At 69.1% G+C, this 26,552-nt stretch carries 22 protein-coding genes; 9 read left to right on the top strand and 13 right to left on the bottom strand.

All coding sequences use genetic code 11. The annotated features are described in order from the left end of the window. Positions 1 to 161: 161 nt before the first annotated feature. From AB0H00_RS16765 to AB0H00_RS16785, 5 genes are all read right to left on the bottom strand, one after another. The gene (locus tag AB0H00_RS16765) at positions 162 to 446 is read right to left on the bottom strand and encodes a WhiB family transcriptional regulator (protein ID WP_357267123.1); all 285 of its coding nucleotides are present in this window, start codon (positions 444 to 446) and stop codon (positions 162 to 164) included. A 627-nt stretch (positions 447 to 1,073) separates the two neighbouring features. Then, the gene (locus AB0H00_RS16770; protein WP_357266704.1) at positions 1,074 to 3,221 is read right to left on the bottom strand and encodes an ATP-dependent DNA helicase UvrD2; all 2,148 of its coding nucleotides are present in this window, start codon (positions 3,219 to 3,221) and stop codon (positions 1,074 to 1,076) included. Between the two features lie 122 nt (positions 3,222 to 3,343). Beyond that, positions 3,344 to 3,820, bottom strand: a complete 477-nt coding sequence (locus AB0H00_RS16775; RefSeq protein ID WP_357266707.1) for a MarR family transcriptional regulator — start codon at positions 3,818 to 3,820, stop codon at positions 3,344 to 3,346. A gap of 9 nt (positions 3,821 to 3,829) precedes the next feature. After that, positions 3,830 to 4,252 carry an EVE domain-containing protein gene (locus AB0H00_RS16780; protein WP_357266710.1) on the bottom strand — a complete coding sequence of 141 codons (423 nt, stop codon included), beginning with the start codon at positions 4,250 to 4,252 and terminating at the stop codon, positions 3,830 to 3,832. Further along, complete coding sequence (locus AB0H00_RS16785) at positions 4,249 to 4,671, bottom strand: SRPBCC family protein (RefSeq protein WP_357266713.1); 423 nt, start codon at positions 4,669 to 4,671, stop codon at positions 4,249 to 4,251. The genes AB0H00_RS16780 and AB0H00_RS16785 overlap by 4 nt, the downstream gene beginning before the upstream one ends. Positions 4,672 to 4,787: 116 nt before the next feature. Here AB0H00_RS16785 and AB0H00_RS16790 point away from each other — a divergent pair, with 116 nt between their 5' ends. Next, positions 4,788 to 5,018, top strand: coding sequence for a mycoredoxin (locus AB0H00_RS16790; protein WP_357267126.1), 231 nt, complete (start codon positions 4,788 to 4,790; stop codon positions 5,016 to 5,018). Positions 5,019 to 5,053: 35 nt separating this feature from the next. Here the strand turns inward: AB0H00_RS16790 and nudC are convergent, their stop codons facing one another. From nudC to AB0H00_RS16810, 4 genes are all read right to left on the bottom strand, one after another. After that, positions 5,054 to 5,959, bottom strand: coding sequence for an NAD(+) diphosphatase (gene nudC, locus AB0H00_RS16795; protein WP_357266717.1), 906 nt, complete (start codon positions 5,957 to 5,959; stop codon positions 5,054 to 5,056). 46 nt (positions 5,960 to 6,005) lie between these two features. Next, positions 6,006 to 7,061 (bottom strand): NAD-binding protein, encoded by a 1,056-nt coding sequence (locus AB0H00_RS16800; RefSeq protein ID WP_357267129.1) that lies wholly within the window; start codon positions 7,059 to 7,061, stop codon positions 6,006 to 6,008. A gap of 300 nt (positions 7,062 to 7,361) precedes the next feature. After that, positions 7,362 to 11,399, bottom strand: coding sequence for an ATP-dependent DNA helicase (locus tag AB0H00_RS16805; RefSeq protein ID WP_357266720.1), 4,038 nt, complete (start codon positions 11,397 to 11,399; stop codon positions 7,362 to 7,364). A gap of 129 nt (positions 11,400 to 11,528) precedes the next feature. Then, positions 11,529 to 14,957 carry an ATP-dependent DNA helicase gene (locus AB0H00_RS16810; protein ID WP_357266723.1) on the bottom strand — a complete coding sequence of 1,143 codons (3,429 nt, stop codon included), beginning with the start codon at positions 14,955 to 14,957 and terminating at the stop codon, positions 11,529 to 11,531. A 93-nt stretch (positions 14,958 to 15,050) separates the two neighbouring features. Between AB0H00_RS16810 and AB0H00_RS16815 the strand changes: the two genes are divergently transcribed. The 8 genes from AB0H00_RS16815 (at position 15,051) to mtnC (ending at position 22,601) form a co-directional block, all read left to right on the top strand. Continuing rightward, the gene (locus AB0H00_RS16815; RefSeq protein ID WP_357266726.1) at positions 15,051 to 15,827 is read left to right on the top strand and encodes an alpha/beta fold hydrolase; all 777 of its coding nucleotides are present in this window, start codon (positions 15,051 to 15,053) and stop codon (positions 15,825 to 15,827) included. 4 nt (positions 15,828 to 15,831) lie between these two features. After that, positions 15,832 to 16,137 (top strand): MGMT family protein, encoded by a 306-nt coding sequence (locus AB0H00_RS16820; RefSeq protein WP_357266729.1) that lies wholly within the window; start codon positions 15,832 to 15,834, stop codon positions 16,135 to 16,137. 46 nt (positions 16,138 to 16,183) lie between these two features. Continuing rightward, complete coding sequence (locus AB0H00_RS16825; RefSeq protein ID WP_357266732.1) at positions 16,184 to 16,939, top strand: VOC family protein; 756 nt, start codon at positions 16,184 to 16,186, stop codon at positions 16,937 to 16,939. Between the two features lie 82 nt (positions 16,940 to 17,021). Beyond that, the gene (locus tag AB0H00_RS16830) at positions 17,022 to 18,764 is read left to right on the top strand and encodes an NTP transferase domain-containing protein (RefSeq protein WP_357266735.1); all 1,743 of its coding nucleotides are present in this window, start codon (positions 17,022 to 17,024) and stop codon (positions 18,762 to 18,764) included. A 467-nt stretch (positions 18,765 to 19,231) separates the two neighbouring features. Next, the gene (locus AB0H00_RS16835; RefSeq protein WP_357266737.1) at positions 19,232 to 19,411 is read left to right on the top strand and encodes a hypothetical protein; all 180 of its coding nucleotides are present in this window, start codon (positions 19,232 to 19,234) and stop codon (positions 19,409 to 19,411) included. A 288-nt stretch (positions 19,412 to 19,699) separates the two neighbouring features. Beyond that, complete coding sequence (gene mtnA, locus AB0H00_RS16840) at positions 19,700 to 21,346, top strand: S-methyl-5-thioribose-1-phosphate isomerase (RefSeq protein ID WP_357266740.1); 1,647 nt, start codon at positions 19,700 to 19,702, stop codon at positions 21,344 to 21,346. Then, positions 21,343 to 21,918, top strand: a complete 576-nt coding sequence (locus AB0H00_RS16845; RefSeq protein ID WP_357266743.1) for a cupin — start codon at positions 21,343 to 21,345, stop codon at positions 21,916 to 21,918. The genes mtnA and AB0H00_RS16845 overlap by 4 nt, the downstream gene beginning before the upstream one ends. Continuing rightward, on the top strand, positions 21,915 to 22,601 hold the full coding sequence (mtnC, locus tag AB0H00_RS16850; protein ID WP_357266746.1) for an acireductone synthase: 687 nt from the start codon (positions 21,915 to 21,917) through the stop codon (positions 22,599 to 22,601). The genes AB0H00_RS16845 and mtnC overlap by 4 nt, the downstream gene beginning before the upstream one ends. Positions 22,602 to 22,624: 23 nt before the next feature. Here mtnC and AB0H00_RS16855 read toward each other — a convergent pair whose 3' ends face one another. The 4 genes from AB0H00_RS16855 to AB0H00_RS16870 all read right to left on the bottom strand — a co-directional run bounded on the left by AB0H00_RS16855 (position 22,625) and on the right by AB0H00_RS16870 (position 26,325). Next, the gene (locus tag AB0H00_RS16855) at positions 22,625 to 23,344 is read right to left on the bottom strand and encodes an MspA family porin (protein WP_357266750.1); all 720 of its coding nucleotides are present in this window, start codon (positions 23,342 to 23,344) and stop codon (positions 22,625 to 22,627) included. Positions 23,345 to 23,451: 107 nt separating this feature from the next. Then, positions 23,452 to 24,057: an MspA family porin gene (locus AB0H00_RS16860; protein ID WP_357266753.1), complete on the bottom strand. Its 606-nt coding sequence runs from the start codon at positions 24,055 to 24,057 to the stop codon at positions 23,452 to 23,454. A gap of 218 nt (positions 24,058 to 24,275) precedes the next feature. Then, positions 24,276 to 25,598: a hypothetical protein gene (locus AB0H00_RS16865; protein ID WP_357266757.1), complete on the bottom strand. Its 1,323-nt coding sequence runs from the start codon at positions 25,596 to 25,598 to the stop codon at positions 24,276 to 24,278. A 52-nt stretch (positions 25,599 to 25,650) separates the two neighbouring features. Next, complete coding sequence (locus AB0H00_RS16870) at positions 25,651 to 26,325, bottom strand: RDD family protein (protein WP_357266760.1); 675 nt, start codon at positions 26,323 to 26,325, stop codon at positions 25,651 to 25,653. Positions 26,326 to 26,552 lie beyond the last annotated feature (227 nt).

The following is a 26,552-nucleotide window of genomic DNA, read 5'->3' on the forward strand; positions in this document are numbered from 1 at the left end:
GCCTCCGGGCCTGACGCTCACGCTGTGTCCATCACGGCATGAGCGGGGCCCTACGTGGTTACGCCAGCTGCCGCCTCCGGGCCTGACGCTCACGCTGTGTCCATCACGGCATGAGCGGGGCCCTACGTGGTTACGCCAGCTGCCGCCTCCGGGCCTGACGCTCACGCCGGGATCGCGACCTTGCGTGGACGGCCACGCGGGCGCTTGCGGGCGATCACGACACCCTGGTCGAAGATCTCACCGCCCCAAACACCCCACGGCTCACGCCGATCCATGGCCGCGCTCAGGCAGCCCTTGCGGATCGGGCAGGTCGCGCACAGCGCCTTTGCCTGCTCCAACTGGACCGGGCTCTCGGCGAACCAGAGATCCGGATCTCCAGCGCGGCAAGGCAGGACCTTGGTGACCTCTCGGGCCCGAGTAGTCGACGCCACGGCTCGGCATGTCACGTCAGTAGCGGCCTGCGGCCAACCCTGTGCGGTGAACACGTCGTTCTCCTTCAACTCGTTTGCAGCGGTTCGTTTCGTTGTGTCGCGAAACCGGTGCCGGTGGCTGAAGGGCCGAAAAATATTGGCCACGGTTTCGCTTCATGCGATCCGTGGCCAGGAGGTCGGGAGGAGGTCCCTACCTAAGTCGACATCTGCGTCGAGTCCTGATCACGGTCGCTGGGTGTGCGGTGCGGAGGCGTGCTGCCCGCGGATCCGCCGGCTCGAGTCCGGCTTCATCCGTGACGGCGCCGACTGCTGCCTGAGCAACTGCCGGGTGCCAACCCACGCTGGGCTTGTCCTGAATGAGGGTGCGGATAGGCGCATGCATGGAGGCAGAATTCACCTGCGTCCCAAAGGCGCCGAACGCACTGATGCAGGACAGACCGATCCCCTGCAAGGCGAGGATCCCCCGGGAGGCCGCCATGGGCGCATTGACCGCAACGCCATAAGCGTTGAAGTTCACGATGTTGTCCATTGCTCTGCCTCCCTCCTGTACTCGTGGTGTTTCGGTAACGGTGCGCGCCGAGATGACCTCCCAGTGCGTGACTCCCACCATATGCAAGTTCGCCTACGGCGACAACCTATTTTCTACCTGCGGTTTTGTGATCTAGATCGGAGCCGGGACGCGACGATCGCGAGAACCTCGGCGCCGTACTGGTCGAGCTTCTTCGCACCGATGCCCGGAATCGCGGCCAGCGCGGCGTCATCGGCGGGGAGTTGTTCGGCGATCGCGGTGAGCGTGGTGTCGGTGAATACCACGAATTCCCGCACCCGCAACGCTTCCGCCTTTTCCGCGCGCCACTCCTGAAGCGCGACAAGCAGTTCCGTGTCCAGCTCCGCCGGGCAGCGGCGGCAGCGTCCGAGCATGGTCGCGTAAGTGCCGATCAGCGGCTTGGCACACACTCGGCAGGTCGGGCGGATACCGTTCGACGTGGTGACCGGCGCCGCGACGCGTGAGGCGGGCGAGTCGTCGGGGACGAGGCCGTTGAGGAACCGCGAGCGCCGCCGGGTGCGCCTGCCACCCTCGTTCCTCGCCAGCGCCCAGGACAGCCGCAGCTGCTCACGCGCCCTGGTAACGCCGACATAAAGCAGGCGCCGCTCCTCCTCCAGCGCGGCCTCGTCGGCGACCGAGCCGTCGTCGGCGAGGACGTGCCCGATCGGCAGGGTGCCGTCGGACAGGCCGACGAGGAACACCGCGTCCCACTCCAAGCCTTTGGCGGCGTGTAACGAAGCCAGCGTGACACCCTGCACCGTCGGTGCGTGCCTGGCCTCTGCTCGGGCGGCGAGTTCGCGCAACAGCCCGGTCAGATCGAGCCGGTCGTCGTGGCCGACCAACTCCTCGGTCAGGCGCACCAGAGCAACCAGCGAGGACCAACGTTCCCGCGCCTGGGCGCCCACAGGCTCGGTGGCGGTCAGGCCGAGCGGGGCCAGTACCGCGCGGACCAGCGAGACCAGGGCGGTGCCGCTGCGCGCCTGGTCGGGCAGATCGTCACGGGCCATGGCCTGCCGTAACGCCTGCACAGCCTGCCTGACCTCGGCACGCGCGAAGAAACCCTCGCCGCCGCGCACCTGGTACGGGATGCCGCGTTCGGTGAGCGCCTGCTCGTAGCCCTCCGACTGGGCGTTGATGCGATACAGCACGGCGATTTCCGCGGCGGGCGTACCGCCGTCGATCAACCGCTCGATCGCCTTCGCCACCGCGGCGGCCTCAGCGGGACCGTCGTCGTACTCGGCGAACGTCGGCTCCGGTCCGTCGGCACGCCGGCCGATCAGCTGCAGCCTGGTGCCCGCGATGCGGCCGCGCGCCACTCCGATCACGCGGTTGGCCAGCGACACCACCTGCGGGGTCGAGCGATAGTCGCGTTCCAACCGGACCACGGTGGCTTCGGGGAAGCGGCGGGAGAAGTCGAGCAGATAGCTGGGGGTGGCGCCGGTGAACGAATAGATCGTCTGGTTGGCATCGCCGACCACGGTGAGATCGTCGCGGTCACCCAGCCAAGCGTCGAGCACTCGCTGCTGCAGCGGCGTAACGTCCTGGTACTCGTCGACCACGAAACTGCGGTAGCGGCCGCGGAATTCGTCGGCAACAGCCGGATAGTCCTCCAACGCGGCGGCGGTGTGCAGCAGCAGATCGTCGAAATCCAGCAGTAGCCCGTCCGGCGTCGCCTTGAGCTTCTCGTAGCCCGCGTAGACGTCGGCCACTCGCATCGCGTCATACGGAGTTTCCCGGCGGTGCTTGGCAACCGCGGCCGCGTAGTCCTCCGGCGCGATGAGCGAGGCCTTCGCCCATTCGATTTCGCTCAGCAGGTCACGGACGCTGTCGGTGCCGCTGGAGAGACCAGCCCGGTTCGCCGCCTGCGCGACGATCGGGAACTTACCGTCGATCAGCCGCCACGGCACGTCTCCGACGATCTGCGGCCAGAAGTATTTGAGCTGCCGCAGCGCGGCCGCGTGGAAGGTCCGTGCCTGCACCTGAGTCGCGTCGCCACCAAGGCCGAGCGCGCGCAGGCGACCGCGCAACTCCCCCGCCGCGCGCGCAGTGAAGGTCACCGCGAGCACCTGGTCGGCCTTGACATGCCCTTCCGACACCAGATAGGCGATGCGGTGAGTGATGGTCCTGGTCTTGCCCGTGCCCGCGCCCGCGAGCACGCACACCGGACCGCGCGGCGCGCGGGCGGCGGCGGCCTGCTCGGAATCGAGGTCGGCGAGGTCGAGTGCGGGCACGCGGTCCATCATGACAGCGCCCACTGACACACGCCGTGGCGAGCGGCGTCATCGCGGACATCGGCCGGCTCACCACTGCGGCATTCTCCCCGCGCAGGACCGAGGCCTTGTGCACTCGCTCAGCGCGGTCGGGGTCAGTGCACGCCGCGGTCGCGCAGCAACCGCAGGGCATCGGAGAATGCGCCACTGCTCGAGCCGAGTGGTCCGAAGAATTCCTGGTCGCAGGATTCGACTGCGACTATCGCCCGATTCACCAGCACCGCACCGGCTTCGGTGGGCACCAGCGCTTTCGCCCGACGATCGCCCGGATGGTCGCGGCGCTCGAGCAGACCCTTCTGTTCGAGCGTGCGCAGTACCTGGGAGGTCATCATCGGGTCGGTGGCGGCGTGCTCGGCCAGGTCACGCTGTCGCACCGGATCGTCGCGCCGGTCCGCGAGGTAGGTCAGCGAGGCGAGGAGCACGAACTGCACGTGCGTCAGGTCGAACGGGGACAGCGCCGCCCGCTGTGCGGCCTGCCACCGGTTGGTCACCTGCCACAGCAATAGGCCAGGACTCTCGTCGGCCTCGCGAAATCTGGTGCGCAGTCCGGCATCCAGCGCTCCCTCGTGCATCGGCCTCCCTCACTCGTCCCGCATTGCCCGCGCGATCAGCGCGTAGTCGTGCGCGCTGAGTTCTACCAAGCCACGGCGCAGCACCACGCCCCAGTTCGGCACGCTGGTGAGGTCCAGATCCGCGCGCAGCGCCTCGATCGGGATCTCCCGTGCCCCGGCGCGATAGCTGACCGACCGGCGCCACGGCTGGAAGCAGCCGTCGTCCTGCGGGTCGGCCTGCCAAACCGGCCGGTCGTCGATGGTGCCGATCGCGGTGAACGAGCGCACCGGCGCACCTGCCCGCATTCCTTCGCGCGGCGAATAGTAGACCAGTCCGTCGCCGGGCCGCATCCGCTCCACCGCCGAGCGTTTGCCGTGGTTGGCCTGCGCGATGCCGAGCCGCACACCGCGCAGGACGTGTTCGCGGGACACGACACCCAACCAGTACCTCACGCCTTCACCCCCTCGACGACGGAGACCAGTGCGTCGAGGTCGGGCTGTACGGACCTTGCCAGGTCGGCGCCGAGGATTTTCTTCCACAGCGAGCGCAGCGGACCGTCGATCGAGACCCTTACCGTCACCACGGTGCGGCCGGCTGTGACGCCGACCTCGTGGGCGAAGGTCAGCCGTGCACCGAACAGTTTCGAGACGTCGACGAACTCGGAATCGGTGAGGCGCTCGATGACGAACTCGACCTTCGGGCCGCCCTTCGGCTTCAACGTCCCGGTCGAGCCCTCGGCGAACGGCCCGCTCGAGCGCACCCACTCGATGTCGGTATTCCATTCCGGCCAGGTGGCCACATCGGCCCAGCGTGCGAAGAATGCGGCGGGCGGCGCGGTCGAGGTGGTGCGCGCGGTGGCGATGATCGTCATCGTTTTAGTATGTGCGCTTACTAAAATTCGCGCAAGCGGAGCGGAGTTCGAGTTGGAACAGTGAGCGGTCGTCCAACGTTGCACGGTTCGTGACTGACGCGAACCATGACCTGACGATGTACTCGACCACTTGGTGCGGCTACTGCCGCAGGCTGAAGAAGCAGCTGGACGAGGCCGGAATCAGCTATGTCGAGATCGATATCGAGCAAGATCCGGCGTCGGCCGAGTTCGTCGGCAGCGTCAACGGCGGCAACCACGTGGTGCCGACGGTGAAGTTCGCCGACGGTTCCACCGCGACGAACCCGTCGCTGGCGGCCGTCAAGCAGACGCTCGCCACGCTGTCCTGACCATTCCGCGCGGACCGCACAGCCCGTGCGGTGGCTCAGTCGATCGCAGCCCAGGATTCGACGATGGTGCGCGCGATGGAGATCGAGCCCGGCAGCAGCAGCCGCTGGCCTTCGCCCTGCGCCGACCAGTCCCCCACCGCCAGGGCTTCGCGCACCTCGGCGCGGGTGAACCAGTGGGCCTCGGCGATCTCTCCGTCGGAGAAGGCCAGCGGCTGCTCGGGATCGGCGACCGCGGCGAAGCCGACCATCAGCGACCGCGGGAACGGCCACGGCTGGCTGCCCAGGTAACTGATCTCACGCACGTCGAGGCCGACTTCCTCGCGCATCTCCCGCTCGACGCAGCGTTCCAGCGACTCGCCCGCCTCGACGAACCCGGCGAGCAGCGAGAACAGCGACTTGGGCCAACTGTGCTGCCGGGCGAGTAGCGCCCGCTCGCCGCCGTCGTGGATCAGGCAGATCACCGCGGGATCGATGCGCGGGAACTCCTCGTAGCCGCTCTCGGCGATCCGCGACCATCCAGCCTTGGACGAGGCCGTCAGCGCGCCGTCCGCGCCGTCGAACCTAGCCTTGTCGTGCCAGTTCAGCAGCGCGCTCGCGGTGGAGAGCAACCCCGCGGTGCGATCGTCGATACTGCCGCCCGCCAGCGCCCGCAGATCGGTCAGCGGGCCCTCGAGTTCCGGATCGCGCACCGCCCACAGGTGGATGCCGTTCTCGACACCCAGGAACACCGCGGCGGGGCTGGGCTCGGCGGACAACTCTACAGCCGCCTCCATGACCAGGGCGCCGCTGTCGAAGCGCACCTGCCCGCGCCGGTTGACCCGCAGCAATCTCGCCTGGTCCCAGCCTTCCTTCAGCGCCTGGGCGTCGCCCCGGATCTCCTCGGCCCGGTCGATCACGGAGCGGGACAGCAGCGGAACACCGTTGAGTTGAAATGCGGACACGCTTCGAGACTATCGCGCCCGAGTTACCAGCCCGTTCGTGCCGGTGTCACTTGCCCACCCTGCGGATGTACAACAGTTTGTCGCCTGCCTCGATCGCGTCGACCTCGGGCTCGCCGACACGCACCAACACCCCTTCACGCACCACCCCGAGCACGATGTCGCTGAGATGCCGTGGCGAACCCCCGATCTCGGACGGCTCCACCTCGCGTTCGGCGACCGCGAAGCCGTGCTCGGGAGTGAGCAGGTCCTCCATCACCTCCACCACGGTCGGCGTGGTCGTCGCGATACCGAGCAACCGCCCAGCGGTCTCGGACGACACCACCACCGAGTCGGCGCCGGACTGCCGCACCAGGTGGGTGTTCTCCGCCTCCCGGATCGCGACCACGATCTTGGCGGCCTTGTTCAGCTCGCGGGCGGTCAGCGTGACCAGCACGGCGGTGTCGTCGCGGTTGGTGGCGACCACGACCGCGGCGGCGTTCTGCACACCAGCCAGCCGCTGCACGTCGGACTGGGTGGCCGACCCGTGCACCGTGACCAGTCCGGCGTTCGCGGCCGCCTCCAACACGATGACATCGGTGTCGACCACGACGATGTCGGCCGGATGCACACCGTCACCGAGCATGGCGTCGATCGCGGTCCGTCCTTTCGTGCCGTATCCGACGACCACGGTGTGATTGCGCACGCTGTGCCTCCATCGCTGAATCTTGAAAGCCTGCCGGGAGCGTTCCGTCAGCACGCCGAGCGTGGTGCCGACCAGCACGATGAGGAACAGGATGCGCAGCGGGGTGATGATGATGATGTTCGCCAGCCGCGCTTCGGCCGTCACAGGGGCGATATCACCGTATCCGGTGGTCGACAGCGACACAGTCGCGTAATAGAACGCGTCCAGGAATGACAGTTCGTCGCCCGAGTTGTCGTGGTATCCGTGACGACCGAGATACACCACCAGCGCGGCCAGAAACAGCAGACTGACCGCGAACAGCACCCGCCGGGTCAGCGAAATCCATGGACTGGTCTGGATTTCGGGAATGCGCAGCACGCCGACCAATGCGAAGTGTGGGCGGCTCGACAGCTCGAGGCCGCGTGATCGGTCACCGAACACCGGATGCACCCGTCCTATCGTCGCACGCGTCGGTCATACATTCCTCGCCCTCCGGCACAGTGTTTATCTTTGCAGCGCCTACGGCACTGGGTGTTCGCGGCCCCCTTCTGGCTCGGGCCACACGAAATGCAGAACGCTGGGCCCAGGCTCGTTTTCGAGCGAAGCGAGACCGAACATTGCCCGTTCGCGGCTCGGCTCGCGTCCGAGCGGCCGAAGCGTCCGCGACGAAGTCGCCAGCGGCGGGTACTCGGACGCGAGCCATCAGGGGGCCGCGAACACGCGGCGCCGCAGGCGCTGCAATCAAACACGGGCGACGCTCCTGATCAGCTCGACCAGTTCGTCCGGACCGGCCAGCGTCGCGGGCGCGATGGTGCGCCCGGTGCGCACGTAGTGGAACGCGGCCCCGATCCGATCCAGCATCTCCCGCTCGGACCGGCCCTCTCGCACGGCCATCAGCCGAGCCCAGGCCAGGCGGTAGACGGCAAGCTGCATGGCGACCGCGGGTTCCTCGGCGGCGGTCGGCTCGGCGCCGGTCTTCCAGTCGACCACCACCCAGCCGCCGCCCGGTTCGGCGAACACCGCGTCGATCCGCCCGCGGATCACGGTGCCCGCGATCGAAGTTTCGAACGGGACCTCGACCTCGATCGGGCTGCGATTCGCCCATGGCGAGTCGAGGAACGCGTCCTGCATCGCGGTCAGCTCGGCATCCAGGCCCGCGTCGGCCGCGCCGCCGTCGGCCGCGCCGGGCAGTTCGTCCAGGCCGAGCAGACGGCTGGCACCGAACCACCGCTGCACCCAGGCGTGGAACGCGGTGCCGCGGCGAGCCAGCGGATTCGGCGGGTAAGGCAGCGGGCGGCGAAGGCGTGCGGCAAGTTTCGCCGGGTCAGCACGCAGTTCGACCAGTGCTGTCGCCGCGAGCTGGCCGGGAAGCTCGACCGTTTCGGCGGCGGCAGCGGCCGCCTGATGTTCAGCGAGCAGGGCGTCGACGTCGGCGGCCCAGCCCTCGGGGTCGTCCGGGTCATCGGGCGGGAGCACGAAGCGCGGATCGAAGGCGTGATCGTCGGCCGACAGGTACTCCTCGACCGGGTCCGGCGGCACGGGCTCGCCGTAGTCCTGCTCGAGATCCGCGTGCGGGTCGACGTATTCCCTTGCGGAGTCGACATGGGGATCGCCGGCGAACTCGTCCATCGGGTCCGGGGGGAGCTCGTCGTCGGGCGGGTAATGCTCGGGGCCGCCGATGCGACCGTGAGCTTCCTGGTCTGCCGCTATGTCGTCAATGGTCGACGTCGGAACGAGGTCGAAATCGAGGGTGAGTTCCTCAGCGCGGCGGGCCGTGGCGGTGCTGTGCGCATCCGGTTCGTGTGCTGTGGCTTGCCTCGCGGAGGCCGGGCGGGCCCGAAGCTCGGCAAGGGCCGTGCGGACCAGCGCGGCACCCTGCTCGATGGGGTCACGCCGGACGCCCAGCGGATCGCGTGGCCAGTGCGCGGTGGCGGGGTTGTCCGCGAAAGGGTTGACCGCGTCGGCGGCGGGCGGCTCGTCCCAGCGGTCGATCGCCAGGGCGCCGTTCGCCGGACTGTCGGGGGCCTCGCCCGCGCGCTTCAGCTCCAGAAGAAAGTCCGAAGGCCCCTTCGGGGAGGTTCCGGTTTCGGCCCAATGGTGGGCCGAAACGAGGAGGACACGTTCGGTTCTGGTGAGCGCGACATAGAACAGTCGGCGCTCCTCGTCGATCCGGCGGCGCTCCAGCGCCTCCTTATGCGCTTTGATCGCCCGTTCGAGGTCGGCGCGGTCGTAGAGGTCGGTGAGATCGAGAACCGGGACGCCCTCGGCCGCGTCGTCCTGCTTGCGGTCGCCACGCAGGGTAGTAGGCAGCTCGGCGAGCGCGCCGAGCCACGTGCCGGAACCTCCTTTCGACGGGAACACGCCGTCCACCACATGCGGAACCGCGACGACCGCCCATTCCAGGCCCTTGGCAGCGTGTACGGTCAGCACCTGCACCCGATCCCGGGCGACTTCCACTTCTCCCGGTTGCAGCCCGTTCTCGACCTCCTCCGCGGCGGCGAGGAACGCGAGCAGCCCACCCAGCGAGGCTCCGGTGTCGGCGGCGTATCCGGCAACCACCTCGGCGAACGCGTCCAGGTGCTCGCGCCCCGCGCCGGTACCCGCCATTGCTCGGCGAGCCTGAGTCTCCACACCCACACCGATGGTGCGTTCGACATCCGCGACCAATTCCGCCAACGGCTGCCCGCTACGCTCGCGCAGCGCGGCCAACTCACGCCCCAGCGCTTCGAGTCGGGCGAAACCGGCCGCCGAATACTGCTCCGCCGGACCGGGGTCGGCGATCGCGTCCGCAAGGCCCGCCTGTTCCGCGGGTTCCGGAGCCACCTCACGCAGCGCGGCGTCGAGTGCGGCGCGGTCGGCGATCTCGGCCGTGTTCTCCTGCGCGGGTCGCCTGATCGACAAGTCTCGGGCCCGGCGGGCGAGTGCCGCGATGTCGGCGACGCCGATGCGCCAGCGAGCGCCGGTCAGCACGCGCATGGCGGCGCTGCCCGCACCGGGTTCGGCGACCAAACGCAGGGTCGCGACGATGTCGGCGACCTCCGGGGTGGCCAGCAGACCGCCGAGTCCGACGATCTCCACCGGAAGTCCTTGCTCGCGAAGCGCTTCCGCGAGCGGTGCGGCATCGGCATTGCGGCGCACCAGCACCGCAGACGTCGGCGGCTCCTGTCCCGCCGTACGCCGGGCCGACCATTCCACGGCAATCCGCTCGGCCACCCACTCACGTTCCTCGGCGACAGTTCCGGTCAGCGCCAAGGCCACGACACCCGGTCCCGCGTCGGGTTTGGCGCGTAACGCGTCGACGGTCACACCGCCTGCCTCGATCGCTGAGCGGCGCAATGGTTCCGCGACCAGGTTCGCCAGCGCCAGCGCCTCGGGCGGGTTGCGCCAGCTGGTCAGCAGCGGCAGCGTCGGGGCGGGAACACCGGGCGCGCGGGGGAAGTCGGTGGCGAAGCGGGGCAGGTTCGCCGCTGACGCGCCGCGCCAGCCGTAGATCGACTGCATCGGGTCGCCGACGGCGGTCACCGCGAGACGCTGTCCAGTGCGCGGCTCGCCCCCTCTCGACGAACCAGAGATTCCGTCGTGTGCACCGGCACGCGGCGATGGCCAGGCCCGCGTCGGTGGATCGAAGTGCAGGTCGTGTGCACCAGCGTGCGGTGACTGCACCTCTCGCATCAGAGGGTCGGGGTGCGGGTCGTCTGCACCGGCGCGCGGCGACGACGCGTCCCCCGTCGACGAATCCGGGTGCGCTGCGGCGTGCTGCGACGACGGGTCCGCGTACCGGTCGTGTCCGCCGGGGCGGGTGGGTCCGTGCTCGGGCATGGACTCCGGTGACACGGACCCGGGCTCGTGGTCCGTCGCCGACTCCGGAGCTCCGCCGAACAGCGCGGCCAGCAGCACCCGCTGGGCATGGCCGGTGTCCTGATATTCGTCGAGCAGGACCAGCCGAAAACGGGCACGCTCGGCGGCGGCGACTTCGGGATACTCGGCGGCCAGCCGCGCCGCGAGCGACATCTGCGCGCCGAAATCCAGTGCTCCGCGGCGGCGCAGCGCATCGGCGAGCTGCTGCACCAGCGGAAGCAGGGCGACTCGTTCGCGCTGCACCTGCAAAATATTCAACAGTGCCTGACTGGGCCCGCCGCGCTGGCGTGGACCCGCGGGCAGCGTGTGCACCAGCTTCGCCAGCTCGGTGTGTGCCTCGGCCAACTCCTCGGCCTCCACCAAGTGCTCGGCCAGCTGACCGGACAACGCGAGCACCGCCTCGGTGACCGACACCGGCGTGCGATCGGTGTCCAGATCGCCATCCCAACCGCGGACGACCTGGTGAGCCAGCTGCCAGAGCTGGGTCTCGGTGAGCAGCGTCGCGGAGGGTTCCACCGGAAGCAGCAGCCCGTGCTCGGTGAGCAGCCTGCCCGCATACGAGTGATAGGTGCTGATCTCCGGTTCCGCTCCGGCCAGCTGGGCTCGCAACTGTCCGGTCGCGTCGAGTTCGCGCAGCAGCGGCGCACCGGCGAGCCGGGCGAGCCGGGTACGAATGCGGGCGGTCAACTGCTGCGCGGCCTTACGCGTGAAGGTCAGTCCGAGTACCTCGTCGGGCAGTACGAGCCGGTTCGCGACCATCCACACCACGCGTGCGGCCATCGTCTCGGTTTTGCCCGCGCCCGCGCCCGCGACCACCAGGGTCGGGCCCGGCGGAGCCGCGATCACGGCGGCCTGCTCATCGGTCGGCGGGGGCAAGCCGAGCGCTTCCGCCAGCCGGTGCGGTGTCACCCGGTCGGTCACGGCCGCGCCTCGCCGACGATACGCCGCGCCGGGTTCGAGGGTGCGGCGCACGGCTCACTCATGCCCGCGCCTCGCTGACGCTCGGCTCCGGCATGACCGAGAACTCGGCCCTGCCCATGGTTCGCTCGCTCACTCGTCGGTCACCTGCCTTCCGCGATCCTGCACGGGGCAGCTGCCGGCCACCGCGCAGTGGCGGCAGCCGTCGTTGCGCATGGCGACATAGCTCGGGCCCTGGGTGGCCGCTGCGGCTTCGTGAATCGTCGTGCGCCACTTGGCGAGTGCCTCGGCATCCAGCGCGGGCTGCATACGCTGAGCCGCGCCCTCCTTGCTGCTCGGTTTGGCGACGTACACCAAGCGGGCTCCGCCGGGCTCGCCGATCGGTTCGGGTCCGCCCGTGGCTTCGGATTCGGCCGGCGTGTCGAGAGCTCCCGTTGCCGCCGCCACCTGATAGGTCGCCAACTGGGCATGATCGACGGCGGCCTGCTTGGTGATCGGTGACTTTCCGGTCTTCACATCCACGATCACGAAGCGCCCCAACGCATCTCGCTCCAGCCGGTCGATGCGGCCCCGGATCCGCACGGCGCGTTCGTCTTCGGTCCGGGCAGGCAGCACGCAGTCGACCGGAACCTCGACACCGGCCTGGGTGAGTTCGCCGCGAGTGTTGCTTACCCACGCCATGAACGTCTCCAGCATTGCCTCGGTGCGGCGCAGCTCCTGCCGGGAGTGCCAGCCCGAACCGGGATCCACCGCCCGCCATGCGTGGTCCAGCGCCGCACGCACCTGCGCCTCGGGCACTTTGCCCGCGAGCGCCTGCACCAACGTGTGCACCAGGTTGCCCTTCACAGCATGCGGATTGTCGCCGTCGGTGCCGCCGTGGCGTTCCAGCGCCCAGCGCAGCGGGCAAGTGCGCAGCAGCTCGACGGTGGAGGGCGAAAGGCCCACCGCGCCTTCGTCTTCGGCCCACAGCGGCCGCTGCGAGCTCAGTTCCGCGATGCCGTACCAGTCGTCGGGATGGGTGCCACGCACACCCGCGTCCGCGAGCCGCGCCAGCTGGTGCGCGGCGCGCCGCCTGCGCTGCGGGTCGGCCTGGGGATCGCAGACCACGCCGCGCAATTCGGCCACCAGCGAGTGCATCACCAGGGCGCGGCCGGGATCGACGACCGGAAGCGCGCCTGGCTCGCTGGCGTCGTCGTGCCCGAGCAACTCGGTGAGGAACCGCGACGGCACCAGATCCCGTTCGCCGGACACCGACTCCACGGCGGTCACGAGCAGAGACCGGCGGGCGCGGCTACACGCGACGAGCAGCAACCTGCGCTCCTCGGCGAGGATCGGAGCCGCGCGGCTCACCCGCTCCCCCGCATCGATCACGCCCGCGGTGAGGTCGACCAGGTCCTCGGTGTGCAGCAGGGTTCCGCGCGACCGCGGGTTGGGCCAGATCCCTTCCTGCACCGCCGCGACCGCGACCACATCCCATTCCCGTCCCGCGGCGGCGTGCGCGCTCAGCAGTGCCACCGCCGCACCTGGGGCGGTGCGCGGTGCGGCGTCGTTCGGGATCTCCTGTTGGAGCAGGTAATCGACGAAACCTTCGATACTTGCCCGCGGCAACCGGTCGACATAGGCGGCGGCTGCGTCGAACAGTCCGACTGCCGCGTCCAGATCGCGGTCGGCCTGCATGCCGACCGCGCCGCCGCGCTCGGATTGCGCCACCCAGCGCCGCTCCAGCCGGGAACCGGTCCACAGCGCCCACAGCACGTCCTCCAGGCCCGCGCCGCGCCTGCGCGCCTTGCGCGCCCGGTCCAGCGCGTCCAGCACCCGGCGCAGCGGCGCCGCCTCGACCTCCGTGAGCCTGTCCAAGATCGCCAGGTCGCCGGACCCGATCAGCAGGTCGCGCAGTACCTGCGCGGAGGGGCGGTCGATCTCGCCGCTGCGATCCGGCGGCTGTTCGTCGCTCGTGGATCGAACCCCGTCGGAAACCGGTGTGTCCTTGGACCTGTTGCGTTCCAACTCCAGCACCGCGCGCCGGACGCCGCGTCGCAATCGGCGCAATGCGATCTGGTCGGCGCCGCCGAGCGGCCCTGCCAGCAAATCGAGTGCATCCTCCAGCTCGAAGTCCGGTTCCGCGCCGTGCCTGCGCGTCGCCTCCCCGGCCAGCACCGCGCGCAGCGACAGCAACATCCAGGCCGCGCCGCGCCTGCGCGCCAGCGGTGTATCGAGCGCGGGCTGCTGCACCGGCACACCCGCCGCGAGCAGCGCGCGCCGCAGCGGCGCCAGCGACAGCGGCACCGAACGGACGATCACCGCCATCCGCGACCACGGCACCCCGGCGGTGAGGTGCGCGCGGCGCAGATGGTCGGCGATGAGTGCGGCCTCCTTCGCGGGGGTGGCGAGCACGCGGACCCGCACCTCGGTGCCATCATCGTCCGGTTCGATCGCGCGACGCGGCACAGGTAGGCGCTGCGGTGCCGCGCCGGGCAGGCGTGCCGCGATGCGCGCGACCGCGAGCCGCACCTGGCCGCTGAAACGATGGTTGTCTCGTAGGACGATGCGCTGGCCGTCCGGTGCGTCCAGGTCGGCGAGGAAGCGAGCGTCGGCGCCACGGAAGGCGAAGACAGCCTGATCGGGATCGCCCGCGATCACCGTGGTCCGCGCGCTGTGCCCGATCACCTTGACCAGGATCGCCGCTTGCGGGTCGAGGTGCTGTGCGTCGTCGACCAGCAGGTACCTGATCCTGGCGCGTTCCGCGGCAAGCAGATTCGGGTCGGCGGCCAGCGCGTCCAGCGCCGCGCCGACCAGTTCGGCGGCATCCAGCGCGGGCGCCGTCGCCTCCGGCGCCTCCACGCCGACCGACCAGCGCAGCAGCATGGTCTGCTCGTAGCGGAGGGCGAACCTGCCCGCCGCCACCCATTCCGGCTTGGCATGCTCGCGCCCGAGCCGCACCAGATCCTCCGGCCCGATACCGCGCTCGGTGGCCCGGAGCATGAGGTCACGCAACTGCTCGGCGAACCCACCGAGCGCGAGCGCCGGACGCAACCGCTCCGGCCACAATCCGGGCGCGCCCTCGGCAATGTCGGCCAAGTCACCACGCAGCATCTCGCGCAGCACCGCGTCCTGCTCGGCACCGGTGAGCAACCGTGGCGGCGGATTGCCGTGCGCCGTGGCGTGCCTGCGCAGGACCGAGAAGGCATACGAGTGCAGCGTGCGAACCAGCGGCTCACGGGTAGCGCCGGGCACTCCGCCCTCGGCGCCGGGTTCCGGCCCGGACAACCGCGCCGTGACGGCATCGCGTGCGGCGCTCGCCGCCTGTTTCGAATGGGCGAGCACCAGCACCGATTCGGGATCGGCCCCGGCCGCGATGCGCGCGGCGGCGACGTCGACGAGCAGGGCCGTCTTGCCCGTACCCGGTCCGCCGAGCACCTGCCACGGCCGCCAACCCGAACGGGTCGGCCCAGCCTCGGCCGAGGCGTCCACCAGCGCGCGAACGTCGGCATCCCATGCCCACGGCTGGGGCGCCACCACTTTCCGGCGAACAAGTCGCACCGCGCCATCCGATCGCACCACGCGGGCTATTGCAACAGACACGACCGACACGCCGTCACGCCACTCCGCGCGACTCGCCCTGCGCCCAATTCCCGCGCAGGTCAAAATGGACCGGTGTCTGTCTTGAATGTCCACCGGTTCGGTCCGACGACCGGACCGGTGGTGCTCGCCCTGCACGGCGTGACCGGCCATGGCAAACGCTGGGAAGACCTGGCCACCCGGCACCTGCCCGATGTCCGTGTTCTCGCCCCCGACCTGCGCGGACACGGTCACTCGACGCCGCTGCCGCCGTGGAACTTCGAGACCATCGTCGCGGACCTGGTCGAGCTGCTCGCCGCGGAGGCCGACGGACCGGTGGTGGTGGTCGCGCACTCGTTCGGCGGCGCGTGTGCACTGCATCTCGCCCATCGGCATCCGGACCTGGTGCGCTCGCTGGTGCTGCTCGACCCGGCCATCGCACTGGAACCGGAGTTGCTCAACGAGATCGCGCTGTCCACACTGGTCTCGGCCGACTACGGCAGCGTCGAGGAGGCCCGTCAGGACAAGCTGGACACCGGCTGGGGCGACGTGGAGCCACGCCTGCTGGAGGCCGAACTCACCGAGCATCTGCTGCCCACCGCGGACGGACGTTTCGGGTGGCGGATGAGCCTGCCCGCGATCAACTCCTACTGGGGCGAGCTGGCACGCCACTGGGTGTTGCCGCCCGCCGACCTGCCGACGGTGCTGGTGCAGGCGATGAAGGTCGACCCGTCCTTCGTCACGCCGGAGTTCCGTGCGGCGCTCACCGCGCGCATGGGCGAGAACCTGGCCGTGCACGAATGGAATTGCGATCACATGGTCGCCCAGGCACGTCCGGCCGAGACCGGCGAACTCGTGCGCTCAGTACTCTGATCGGATGCCCACCACCGATGCCCAGGTCGAGCAGGTGCGCGCCCTCGTTGCTTCGATCCCGGCGGGCCGGGTGGCCACCTACGGCGACATCGCCGCGGCGGTGGGGCTGTCCACCCCACGCACGGTGGGCTGGATCATGCGCACCGACGCCGCCGACCTGCCCTGGCACCGGGTGATCGGCGCGGGCGGCAAGCCCGCCGCACACTTGGCCGGCCGCCAGCTGGGACTGCTCGCCGAGGAGGGCGTGCCGATCCGGGACGGGCGAGTGAACCTGCGCGCCGCACGCTTTCCGTTCCTTTCCGCGCGCTGATTCGAAAGACCTCCGGGCCGGGCACGCGCCCAGTACGGTTGATTTCATGTCCACCCGCCTGGCATGTGTCGCGTTCGACACCGACCAGCCGCGGTTCGTCGCGGACTTCTGGGCCGCGCTGCTCGGCTGGGCTGTCACCCTCGACCGCCCCGACGAAGTGGACGTCGCGGCACCCGATCCCGACGGCCTCGACATCGCCCTCGCCTTCCTGCCTGCCGCGCGGGCGAAGAGCGGTAAGAACCGCATGCACCTCGATCTGGCCAGCCGATCGATCGATCATCAGCGCATCCAGGTGGACCGGGCACTGGCGCTGGGTGCGCACCCCGTCGACATCGGCCAGGGCGCGGTGCCATGGGTAGTCCTCGCCGATCCCGAGGGCAACGAGTTCTGCGTGCTGGAGCCGAGGGAGGAGTACGTGGACACGGGCGCCGTGGCGGCCATCGTGGTCGACACGCGCGACCCGGTGCGGCTCGCCGAATTCTGGTCGGCCGCCTCCGGCTGGCCGGTCACGCACCACAATGCGCGGGTGGCCGGGCTACGTTCGGCGACCGGCCTCGGCTCCTGGCTGGAGTTCGTGCGCACACCTGATCACAGGTCCGGTCGAACCAGGCTGCACCTGGATCTCACCTTGTATCCGGCCGATGACCAGCCCGCGGAGGTGGCCCGGCTCCGCGCCGCCGGCGCGACTCCACGCGAGCCGATCGCCGCGGATCCCCGCGCTGCGGACTACCTTGCACTCGCCGATCCGGAGAACAACGAACTCCGCCTGCGGCGACTCGCCCGCGACTGGTCGACCACGTGATCCACGCCGTCCGCTGCCGGGCTTTCCGGTAGCGACGAATTAGCATGTCCGCCATGGTGCACCTAGCTCGAGGTCGTGGCGTGTGACGGCCGCCGACGCGATCGTGCTCGCGGGCGGCCGGGCCAGCCGGATGGGCGGCGTGGACAAACCCGCGATCATCATCGGCGGCCGCTCCATGCTCGAGGCGGCGCTGGCCGCCGTAGCCTCCTGCACGCACACCGTGGTGGTCGGACCGCACCGACCCGAGCTGCCCCCTCAGATCAGGCAGGTCAGGGAAGTGCCACCGGGGTCTGGGCCGGTGTCGGCGATCGGGGCGGGGCTGCGCGCCCTCGGGTCGGCCGCGCCGCTGGTGGTGGTGCTCGCGGCCGATCTGCCGTTCCTGTCGGGACAGACGGTCGTCGAACTAGCGAGGCACGCCACGGAATCCGGCGCGGACGCGGTGTTCGCGGCCGACGAGTCAGGACGTCCGCAGTACCTGATCGGCGTGTGGCGGAGGGCCGCGCTGGCGGCCGCTTTGGACCGGCTGGACTCGCTGATCAATCAGCCGATGAAGGCGTTGGTTCCGGACGACTCGGCGATCATCGCGCTGCCCGGGGTCGCCGACTGTGACACCGAGGAGCAGGTGCGGCAGGCCAGGGCCGCGGTCGAAACGCCGCGCCAGCAGCCACCCATGGATCTCGACCAGGCGCGAAATATCCTGCGCGGCACGCTCACCCGGCTCACCGCCTACGAGGCCGACCTACGGTCGGTGCGCGGCGCCGCCCTCGCGGGCCCGCTGATCGCGGCCGGGCCGCTGCCTCGCTTCGATGTGTCCGCGATGGACGGCTACGCGGTGTCGGGCGACGGGCCGTGGCGCCTGCGGCGCGATGTCGGCTTCGCAGGCGGACGGCGTCCGGTCGGGCTGCTGTCCGGCGAGGCGCTGCGGATCGCCACCGGCGCGCACGTACCGGACGGCACCACCGGCGTGCTCCGCGATGAGTTCGTCCGCGTCGCCGACGACATTCTTTATCGGCTGCCGGACATTCCGCTCCGCGACGACATCCGCCGCCGCGGCGAAGACCGGGAACTCGGCGATCTCGTCGCGCCGGAGGGGACTCCGGTCACCGCGGCGCTGGTCTCCGCGGCAGCGAGCGTCGAGGTCACCGCCGCGCCGGTGCGCGGCCCGGTGCGCGCGCGCATCATCATGACCGGTGACGAGATCCGCAGCGAGGGTCCGCTGCAGCGGGGCCAGACACGCGACTCTATCGGGCCTATCCTGCCGGACCTGCTGTCCTGGTATGGCATCCGCACCGCCGACCGCGTGCACCTGCGCGACACCCCGCACGGTTTCGACGAAGTCCTCGCCGCCGCAGCGGATTGCGACCTGCTGGTGATCGTCGGCGCGACCGGCGGCGGCGCCGCCGACCAACTGCGGGCCGCGGTGGCCCGTGCCGAGGCCCGGATTCTGGTGCGGCGCCTGCGCCTGCGCCCCGGTGGGTCCACTGTCGTCGCCCAACTCTCCTCGGGCACCACGGTTCTCGGCCTCCCTGGTAACCCGTTGGCGGCCGTCGCGACGCTTATGGCCTTGGCTCCCGCGATCGTCGCGGGCCGGACCGGCGCATCCCCGGCCCGTCCGCTGCACGGTCCGCTGCGCAACGCGGGCGCGATCGCAGGCTCGGTTCCGCGCATCGTCCCCGCCCGCGCCGCCGCCGGGGGCGGCTGGCTCGGCGACCCGACCATCCGCACCACCCACCTCGGTGGCCTGGTCGACCGCGACGGCCTCGTCATCGTTCCCGTCGATGCCGCCGACGACGCGATCGTCGAATTTCTGCCCCTGCGTGGCTGAGGTCGAAGCGGCGCGCTTGACGCAGTCGGTGTCTCTCGAAAGATTTTGTGGCGCTCGGCTTTCGAAGCGTCGACGGAAGATCGCCGGTGCGGCGTTATAGGTCGGCACTCGCGCTGACGGTCACGTCGTCGTGGCAGCAGCCTGTTTCGAGTCCCGACATGAGCGTTCGGGAGAATCAGCGCGATCGCGCACTTCTTGCGCAAGGCGCCCCGAACAGGTACCCGACTTGACGGAATCCAGTTTTCCGGATACACCACAGGGCACGATCGAAGGAAATAGCCCATTCGCCGCCCAGACGACCGAATTCCTTATCGAAACCCACGTGCAATAGACTCTCTACCTGCGGAAATGTCACGTTATGGCCGCTAAAGCCCATATTTTTCCGACCCCCTTCCGGAAGCGATATCTGATGGCTATCGTGTTTGTGGTTAGGCGAATATCAATCACCCGGAAAGGACCGAGTGGAGATGGCTGAAAAGTCTAAGAAAGCGCCTAAGAAAATGCCGAAGCAGATGCAGAGGCAGCAGCAACAACAGCGCCAGGAGCAGGACACGCCCGAGAGCGCGAATCCCGAAGGCCGCCGGTCCGGCAACCAGCGCCAGTCGGAGACGCCCGACCGGCGCGGCGAGCAGGACCGCCGCTACTAACTGATCTGCACCACACCGCGCCGCCGGTTCCCCTCCTCCGGGACCGGCGGCGGCGGTCGTCCTGACACCCTGCGCGACCCGCCGACCGGCCTCCGCACAAGGCTTACCCGCGAGAGGCGATCCTGCTGCTGATCGAGGGGGTCGACCCGAACTACGACCCGCGCGAACGAGCCGCGAAGCTGCGTTCCGAGGCGGCCGGAGCCGCCTGACGCGAATGTCGGCCAGCGACCAGCGTCCGATACCGTTGACCAGGCACGACACTGCTCGACGCGATGAAGGATGTGCCTGATGGACGACAGTTCTCTGATCTGGGACGACGGTGCGCTCGTCACCATCGACCAGCGCGGACTGCCGCACGAGGCGCGCGAGCTGCGGTTGCGCACGGTCGACCAGGTGATCGACGCCATCAAAGTTCTTGCCATTCGCGGCGCGCCCGCGATCGGTATCGCGGGCGCGTTCGGCGTGGTCATCGCCACGGCGGCGCACACCGCCGACGGAGTGGTAGACGAGCAGGCGGTGCACGCCGAGGCGAATCGGATCGCGGCGGCCCGGCCCACCGCGGTCAACCTCGCCTGGGCTGTCGAGCGGGTACGGGCCGAGGTGGGGAAGGGCGCGGACGCCGTGCTCGCCGAAACGCTCGACATGCTGGCCGAAGACGGCAGAGTGAACCGGGCCGCCGCGACCAACGCCGCGGACCTGGTGCGGGAACTCTGCCCCGACCGGCCGCTGCGGATACTGACCCACTGCAACACCGGCAGGCTCGCGACCAGCGCATTCGGCACCGCTATCGGCACGCTGCGGGTGCTGTCCGAGCGCGGCGCGCTCGAGCACGTCCTGGTCGGCGAGACCCGTCCGCTGCTGCAGGGCGCCCGCCTGACCACCTGGGAACTGGCCGAGGCAGGCATCCCGCACCGGCTGACCGTCGACTCCGCCGCCGCCTGGGCGATGGCCACCGGGCAGGTCGATTGTGTGCTGGTCGGCGCCGACCGCGTGACCGTGAACGGCGACGTCGCCAACAAGATCGGCACGTACTCCCTTGCGCTGGCGGCCCGCCACCACGGCATCCCGTTCCTGGTGGTCGCCCCGGAGTCGACCCGCGATCCGCATATGACCACCGGCCGCGAAATCGTGGTCGAGGAGCGAGCGGCGGCCGAAGTGACCGGATTCGGCGGCGTGGCAACAGCTCCCGCGAACACCGAGGTCTTCAATCCGGCCTTCGACGTGACGCCGGGCAACCTGGTGACAGCGGTGGTCACCGAGCGCGGCGTGGTGCATCGCTCGGACCCGTCGCACGGCACGGCGATCGCGGACATCGCACGCGAGCTGTATCGGCGCGGCTGGATGCCCGGCACAGCGGGCAACATCTCCGTGCGCACCGGTGAAACCGCCGTCGTCACCGGAAGCGGTCTGTCCAAGGGCGAACTGACCGAGCACGACATGGTCACCGTCCGCGTCGCGGACTCGGCGGCGGTGTCCGGCCGTGGTCGTAAACCCTCGGCGGAGACCACGATTCACACCGCCGTCTATCGGACCGGCCCGGCTCGAGCCGTGGTGCACATCCACCCGCCGTACGCCACGGCGCTGGCCACTCGGCCGGCCGTTCGCGACATGGTGACCACGATTCGGATCACCGATTACGAGCTCATCAAGGGGCTCGGGGGCAGCGATCCGGCCACCATCGACATCCCTGTGTTCCCGAACTGGCCGGACGTGCCGCGCATCGGCACGGACATCGAGCGCTATCTTCTCGACCACCCCGATACTCCCCCGGTCCTGTTCATCGCGGGCCATGGGATCACCACGTGGGGCGATAATCTTTCCCAGGCGCGTGATCGCGCCGAATGCCTGGAGGCGCTGTGCGAGCTGGTGTCGCGGACCGGTAGCCCAGCCGCGTTCGGCTCGCGTGACGATATTCTCGAGATTGGATCGACATGACCCTGCTCCAGGTGATGGCCGCCGGCAACGCGGCCGACGTTCGCTTACGGACCACCGACGACGAGCTGATCGGCACCGAATTGGCCAGGCATGGCATCACTTTCGGCCGTTGGCCGGTGGTCGAGAACGCCGCGTCCCGCTCCTCGGACGATGTGCTCGCCCAGTACGCGGCCGAAGTCACGGAGCTGAACCAGTCGGGGCGCTACCGGCACATCGACATCGCCCGCATCCATCCCGACGACGCCGACCCACAGTGGCCGCAAGTCGCCAGGGGTGCGCGGGAGAAGTTCCTCGATGAGCACCGGCACGCCGAGGACGAGGTGCGTTTCTTCGCCGCCGGCCGCGGCTGCTTCTACCTGCACTTGGACGACGAGGTGCTTGCCGTGGTGTGCGCTGGCGGCGACCTGCTCTCGGTGCCCGCCGGAACGCTGCACTGGTTCGACATGGGCGCGCGCCCGGACTTCATCGCCATCCGCTTCTTCGAGGAGGAGGACGGCTGGGTCGGCGATTTCACCGGCGACAAGATCAGCGCGGGCTTCCCCACTCTCGACGAGCTGCTCACCGCATCGTGATCAGCGCCGTCGTCGTCGACATCGAGGGCACCACCAGCCCCACCCGTTCGGTCCGCGAAGACCTGTATGGCTATACCCGCGAACGGCTTCCGAATTGGCTGGCCGAAAACAGTGCTACGGCAGCGGAGCCCGTGCTCGCCGCGACCAGGAAACTGGCCCGGCGGACGGACGCCGACCCTGCCGAGGTCGCCGAGATCCTGCGCACCTGGCTCGACTCGGACGTCAAGGCCGAGCCGCTCAAGACCGCCCAAGGCCTGATCTGTGCGGAGGGCTTCCGCGCCGGTGCGCTGCACGGCGAGTTCTTCCCCGATGTCCGGCCCGCGCTCACCGCGTGGCGCGCCGCGGGCTTCGCACTGTACGTCTACTCCTCAGGATCTGTTCGCAACCAACAGGATTGGTTCGCCTTCGCGCGAGGCGGCAGCCTCGCCGAGCTGATCAGCGGATACTTCGATCTGACGACGGCAGGCGGCAAACGCGAATCCTCCTCCTACGGGACGATCGCGGACGTCATCGGCATCCCAGGTGAACGCATCCTGTTCCTGTCCGACCACCCGGACGAGCTCGACGCGGCCGTCGCCGCGAGCTGGCGGGTCGTCGGCCTGGCCCGCCCCGGCGAGCCCAATCCCCCACGGCCCCCACACCGTTGGGTCGACACGTTCGCCGACATCGACCCCGCCGACTAGCACGCACCCGTCCGAAACGCGGACTACCCGATGCTGAAGGGCTGCCCCCAGAGGGTCTGCGAAGCGTCCATGACATTGTCCTGCACGACGATTGTCAGATACGAACGCGCCTCGGCGTAGCCCGCGCAGCCGTCGATCGACAATGTGTGGTCCACGTACTGCGTGGTACCTGAGCTACCGCTGAAGTTGTAGGTCTCGATCTGCTTGGTGGCGACCTTGCCCGGTTTCAGCTGCAGCGACATATCGGGGTCGGCATATGGCGTGATCCCCGAGCTGTTGGCGCTCGCGCCAAGGTCGTAGCTTCCCACTGTCAGGCCACCGCCCCCACCTCCACCACCGGCACCGCCCGAGCTGGATGGGTTTCCACCCCCATCAGGCTGCGCACCACCGCCGGATGTGTCCGGTCCCTGACTTTTCGGCTGATCGGCCGCGTCACCACTGGCGTTGACGTGCACGCCAGAACCGAGATCGACCTGGCAGCCGACCAGATAGCCGGTCTGGATGCGGCCCCCGGTGACCGTAACTCCGGCTGGCGCGTCGACACTCACCGAGGTAACGCCGGAAACCCACACGTTGCGGGAGAGGGGACTCGACGCTATCGACGGAGAGACCGTCACATGCTCCCCACTGCGGTCGACCTGGACGACCACCCCATCGCGAGTGGTGAACTGGCCGTGCCCGTCAGGCAGCACCACCTGTGTGTCGGCATTCGCCGAACCGGTCCCGACCAGTATGACGGGCACGCAGGCACACGCCACCATTGCAGTGCACAGCGGACCTCGCACGGCACGTTTCCTCTCTCCCGATCGAACTATCACCGATCTCCTTGCGGCATCGGAACGTGTGGAACTCATCCGATGCTGAACGGATCGCCGTACAGCGTCACCTCGGCCGAACCACGCTGATCGGTCACGGTCAGTGTGGTGAATGCACGAGCCTGCGCATATCCAGCACACCCATCGACCTGGACACTTCGATCGTGATACTCGAAGCCGACCGCACCGGCTCGAGGATCGATCTGCTTGGTGTCGAATTTCACCTGCGAGACACCTCCCGGCACCAGGTTGATGCTGGGTGCCAGTTCCGGTGAAACCGAACCCGGGGCCACGTACACGTCACCGCCCACAGTCACTCCACCGGACAGATCGGCCTGGCATCCGATCAAATACCCGGAGACGAGAGTGCCGCCGGTCGCGCCGGCGACCGTGGCGTACACGGTGCCTGACATGCTCGCAGTGCGTGACAAGCCGTTGTACGCGAGCGACGGGGAGACCACCGCGCTCTCCCCTGTGCGGCTCAGCTCGATCCGCACACCCGTCGCCGTCGTGAAATCCTGTTTACCGTCGGGCAACGGCACCACCGTATCGGCCTGGGCCACACCGCATCCGAGCAGTAGTACCGCGAGCCCCAGGCCGATGCCGGCGGGCAATCGGCCGAACCCAGCAACCAACCTCATCTTTTCCTTCTGCTCGAACGTCAGCGAACGCCGCCCACGGTCGCGTCCGCAGCTGAACTCCAGCTGGGAGCCAGCAGGGGATCTGCTGGGACTTTTCGGGGACGGCAACGGCCGATCCCCGTCGAGACGGATCACTTCGCCGTGCTCCCCGCACCGTGACCGGATTCCGGCAGCGCTTCGAGGCGACCCGATTGTGCAGGTCACCGCCGGATCAGCGGCTATTCGCGCTCGCGCCTGTCAGTAGTGTTCGTGTCGTCCTGTTCCCCGGTTTGTTCCCCAACACCCGGGCCGATTGCCCGGCGGCCCCTTCGGGTTCGATCCCATCGCAGACGGCGATGCAGCACCGGCAACCACAGCAACCCGAGCACGGCCAGCCCGAGCGCATGCCACGGCAACCGCCACCACCACCCCACCACTGCGCCGAACGTGCCGTCCGATGCCTGCGGAGCAGCGTAGGACCAGGCCAGAAAGGCATCGCCGACCGGAAACATCCCGAATCCGTACCGCTTGCCCGAACCTACGGACACGGGCACCCCCAGTGCCTCACCCAGACTGGTGAGCGGACCGGCCAGCGAGCGGTCGCCGTGGACGCGCGCGGCACCGAGCGCCACTACCGACGCGGACAAGCTCGCCCCGAACAGCAGCGGGCCGGAGTCGACATCCCCCTCCCCGTCGACCCCGTGCGGATACTCCCGCACGGCGGGCAGCCCGAGCGGTCGGGCGGCGAATGTCGAACGGAACAGCCGGTACTGCTCATCTGCCCAGTCCTTGTCGACTTCCGGCAGGAAGCGTTGGATGAGCGACTGGGAGGATCCCCGTGCTCCCTCCGCCATCGGCAGTACACGGTGTGGAAGCAACCCGGTGGCCGGGTCGAGTCGTGCCCGCGCCGCCGCCGTCCAGTGCTCGACCACCGCCCCGAACCGCGGCTCGAGCACTCGATCGTGCATCCGCAGCGCGGCCACCGCCACCACGCTGTCCACCGGCCACGCCTGCCTCGGATACGCAGGCAGGAACGGCCCTTCCGCCTCGAACGACGCCGCAAGCTCGGCACAGTCCGCGCCGAGCCGCGCTGCCTCCGGAGCGGCGGGCCCGGCCAGTTCGACCACCGCGCCTCGCAACCTGCTCGACCACCCCGCGTAGAACACTCCATATCGCGGACGCAGCCATGAATCGAAAACCGCTGTACCGGAAGTTGATTCGAGCTGCACGAGCGCCCATCGGGACTGTTCGAGCGCGCGTTGCCGGTACGACGGCTCGGCCTGCGCAACCTCTGTCCACGCCAGGCCATAGAGAACATGGGAGAAGAAATACCCTTCGGGAAAGTATCGCTGCATCCGCTCACCCGCACCCGAGCGCAGCTCCTGCCCGAGGAACCGCAGCTGCGCCACCACGTCGGCAGGTCCCGGTTCCGCGCCGTACAGCCGTACCTGCGTCACCACCACCACTGCCGTCAGCGCGAGGACAGCCACAGCGTCCATAACGCGCCGAGACCAGCGCAGTATTTGCCGCCGACGGGCAGCTGAGCTCAGTACCGACCGCATCGGCTTCGCCTCCTCCGAAAATCTCCAGATCTCGAGTCGCCGACAGACGACGTCACATCCGATGTAGCCACGCCTCAATCGTGATCAGCGTGTAGGCCGATACCGCGCAAAGCGCGGTGATGAACCAGGGCGCCAGGCCACGCGACGACCGCTGCCCGGGCTGTGCGGCGACCGGTTCCCGACCGCGCACCACGATCGTGTTCGCAAGCATGTCCGCGACTGTGCGTCGCCGCGCATCGAACAGCGGCCACAAGAACCCGAGGCAGCCGGGGAGTGTGTCAGCGATGTGGGCGAGCTGCCGAAGGAAACTCCGACCGGCACCCACCGGGCGGTGTGTACGCGGGTCCACCACACGCAGGCCCGTCACGAGCTTGCCGAGACTCCGCCCCGTCCGTCCCTGCACGACTACGGTGTTCACCGCACTCAGGATCATGGCAGTGACCAGCATGAGCACGTACAACCACATAGCCACGTCCCCCGGATGAATGGGCGCCACCCCGTTGACACTGGCCCCCCACGGGATGTTCTCAATCGCCTCGCCATAGATCAGGATCTCGAGATTCTCCGCGAAATCCACCGCGAAGCCCTCCGTGTTCATGGGGTCGTACAACATGTTCCAGTCGATATACGTTGCCAGCGCCAAGAGCGCCACAACCACCAGAAGATCGATGAATCCGGCCGACATCCGTAGATGCCATGGGGCGTACCGGGGCTCACCTGTTGACATCGCAGGTTTCTGACACGGTGCCCAGTACGACCGCTTCGGCCGCTGCGAACAGCGGCGATTCGAACGGGTTCATGGTCGAATGTCCTTTCTGTATCGCCGACTGTTTTCCATTGGTGAAGGCATCCAGTGGTAGCCGCTCACATGGGCACGCGCCGAATCCGTGCATTCACGTCCTCTTACAGATCCGAATTGGATGTGCGTGTACTTGCAGGTGTAAGTGGACATCG

This window comes from Nocardia sp. NPDC023852 (assembly GCF_040639505.1).
In the GTDB taxonomy this organism is placed as follows: Bacteria; Actinomycetota; Actinomycetes; order Mycobacteriales; family Mycobacteriaceae; genus Nocardia.